Consider the following 2,814-nt stretch of genomic DNA (forward strand, 5'->3'; position numbering starts at 1 on the left):
AACCGCTGACCTCTTGCATGCCATGCAAGCGCTCTCCCAGCTGAGCTATAGCCCCGTAACGTAAAGCGTGTCGTGTTGACGGGCGGCATAATATGAATTCCTCGCTCAGGTGTCAACGGCAAAATTATCCTTCTCGATTCAATCGCTGAAAAAGCAGGCAACCTGCTGACATTGCGAGCCTTATCGCAGCCAGAAGTTAAACAGGTCACCTTTTCCAGTAAAAGGATGCTATAACATGGACAGCTAATTCCCATACATTTACTCAGGAAATAGTATGCTCAAGGAACGAATGACACCTGAAGAAATCGCCCATCTGACCGGCTACAGTCGGCAAACTATCAATAAGTGGGTGCGGAAAGAAGGCTGGCAGACCTCTCCGCGGCCTGGCGTCCAGGGCGGCAAGGCGCGCCTGGTCCATGTCAATGAGCAAGTCAGGGAGTTTATCCGCAGCGCCCAGCGCGTGGCGGAGACGCCCGGCACCTATTCTCCCCACGACAGCGATCTGGAATCGCTGCTGCTGACCCTCTGTAAAGAACTCACCCCCAGCGAGCAGAAGCAGCTTATGTCGCTGTTGCTGCGCGAGGGGATCACCGGGTTACTGCTTCGGTTAGGGATCCGCGATCGGTAAACCATGATGAAACTAAAAGATAAAATGACGCCCGCAGAGCTTGCCGACTGCCTGGGGCTGGCCAGACAAACGATCAATCGCTGGGTTCGGGAGAAGAAATGGCGCACAGAAGCGATACCCGGCGTTAAAGGGGGACGAGCGCGACTGGTGGTCATCGACCAACCGGTGCGTGAGTTTTTGACTAACATTCCCGCCAGACGCCATCTGTTTAGCGACAATCATCTCGCGGAATCGCCAGGCGCTTACCTGGTCAATGAGGCGGACGCGATCTGGCGGCAAATCACAGAAACCCTGCAACTGATGACTCCGGCAGAACAGCTGCAGCTCCGCGACCTGCTGGCCCGGGAAGGGATTAGCGGTTTTCTTGCCCGCCTCGGCATCGCCAGCCCGGTATAACAGACAAAAAAAACGGCAGGAGTATATCCTGCCGTTATATCATCTACGTCCCCGTCAGGACGCCTGGCCTTCGCGCTCAGCGATAAAAGCCAGCGCTTTATTGATACGCTCTACGCTACGGGACTTGCCGATTGCATGGACGGTTACGTCAAGCGCAGGAGACTGCCCAGCACCGGTAACGGCCACGCGCAGCGGCATACCGACTTTACCCATGCCCACTTCCAGCTCATCAGCGGTTGCCTGAATCGCGTGGTGGACGTTTTCCGCCGTCCAGTCGCTAATCGCCGCCAGCTTGTCGCGGACGACCTCCAGCGGCTGACGCGCTACCGGACGCAAATGTTTCTTCGCCGCGTCGGCGTCGAACTCAGCGAACTCTTCATAGAAGTAGCGGCAGCTCTGGGCAATCTCTTTCAGCGTTTTGCAACGCTCGCCGAGCAGCTTCACCAACTCGGCCAGCTGCGGACCGTTGCGGGTATCGATATTTTCCTGCTCGATATGCCACTGCAGATGGGTCGCCACATACTCCGCTGGCAGCGTATTGATGTAATGATGGTTCAGCCACAGCAGCTTGTCGGTGTTGAACGCACTGGCGGATTTGCTGACCGCCCCCAGCGAGAAGAACTCGATCATCTCTTCGCGGGTGAAGATCTCCTGATCGCCATGGGACCAGCCCAGACGCACCAGATAGTTAAGCAACGCTTCCGGCAGGTAGCCATCGTCGCGATACTGCATCACGCTGACCGCCCCGTGGCGCTTGGAGAGTTTCTTGCCATCGTCGCCGTTAATCATCGATACGTGCGCGTATACCGGCACCGGCGCGTTCAGCGCTTTAAGGATGTTGATCTGGCGCGGCGTGTTATTGATATGATCTTCACCACGGATCACGTGGGTGATCGCCATGTCCCAGTCATCCACGACGACGCAGAAGTTGTAGGTCGGGGAACCATCGGTACGGCGAATGATCAGATCGTCCAGCTCCTGGTTGCTGAACTCGATAGGTCCGCGGATCTGATCGTCAAAAATAACTGACCCTTCCTGCGGGTTGGCGAAACGCACCACGCACGGCTCATCGTCGGCATGATGCTCGTGACTATGGCGGCAGCGGCCATCGTAACGCGGCTTCTCACCGTTCGCCATCTGCTCTTCGCGCAACGCTTCCAGACGCTCTTTCGAGCAATAGCATTTATAAGCGGTACCGGCTTCCAGCATCTCATCGATCACGTTGTTATAACGATCGAAACGTTTGGTCTGGTAATAGGGACCTTCGTCCCATTGCAGATTCAGCCAGTTCATGCCATCCATGATGGCTTCAATTGCTTCCGGGGTGGAGCGTTCGAGATCGGTGTCTTCAATACGCAGTACAAACTCACCGCCGTGGTTACGGGCAAAAAGCCAGGAATAGAGAGCAGTACGCGCACCGCCAACGTGCAGATAGCCGGTTGGGCTTGGCGCGAAGCGAGTTTTGATTTTCATGAATTGGCCTTACGTTTAATAAAGATGCCGATAGACGGCAATGTCCGGTGGAAATTATGGGTCAATATTCTAACACCGTGGGCTGATTCCTCAATGTTGTTCCCGTCGGAACGTCGCGGTTTGCCATTTTTGTTTATAAATCATGCTATGACGCCGGTTTTACGATCGCTTTGTTTAATTTTACGACGAACGAACGAATTCTTTAGAAAAGGCGTTGACTCATTTTCAACTCTCCCTATAATGCGACTCCACACAGCGGGGGTGATTAGCTCAGCTGGGAGAGCACCTCCCTTACAAGGAGGGGGTCGGCGGTTCGA

The 2,814-nt window shown here is 55.0% G+C and carries 3 protein-coding genes; 2 read left to right on the forward strand and 1 reads right to left on the reverse strand.

The features are described from left to right. Positions 1-274 precede the first annotated feature (274 nt). A complete protein-coding gene (locus tag ABLU73_RS22820; RefSeq protein ID WP_004202017.1) occupies positions 275-628 on the forward strand; it encodes a YfeC-like transcriptional regulator in 354 nt (117 codons plus the stop codon). Positions 629-631: 3 nt separating this feature from the next. Then, positions 632-1,024 (forward strand): YfeC-like transcriptional regulator, encoded by a 393-nt coding sequence (locus ABLU73_RS22825; protein ID WP_057216533.1) that lies wholly within the window; start codon positions 632-634, stop codon positions 1,022-1,024. 54 nt (positions 1,025-1,078) lie between these two features. Here the strand turns inward: ABLU73_RS22825 and gltX are convergent, their stop codons facing one another. After that, positions 1,079-2,497 carry a glutamate--tRNA ligase gene (gltX, locus tag ABLU73_RS22830; RefSeq protein WP_004202014.1) on the reverse strand — a complete coding sequence of 473 codons (1,419 nt, stop codon included), beginning with the start codon at positions 2,495-2,497 and terminating at the stop codon, positions 1,079-1,081. Between the last annotated feature and the right edge of the window lie 317 nt (positions 2,498-2,814).

The sequence above is a fragment of the Klebsiella sp. GG_Kp175 genome (genome assembly GCF_040062325.1).
GTDB lineage: Bacteria > Pseudomonadota > Gammaproteobacteria > Enterobacterales > Enterobacteriaceae > Klebsiella > Klebsiella quasipneumoniae.

Excerpts from the sequence above, each read along its gene's own strand:
- ABLU73_RS22825 (WP_057216533.1), top strand. The coding sequence starts at position 632 with ATGATGAAACTAAAAGATAAAATGACGCCCGCAGAGCTTGCCGACTGC.
- ABLU73_RS22820 (WP_004202017.1), top strand. The coding sequence starts at position 275 with ATGCTCAAGGAACGAATGACACCTGAAGAAATCGCCCATCTGACCGGC.
- gltX (WP_004202014.1), bottom strand. The coding sequence starts at position 2,497 with ATGAAAATCAAAACTCGCTTCGCGCCAAGCCCAACCGGCTATCTGCAC.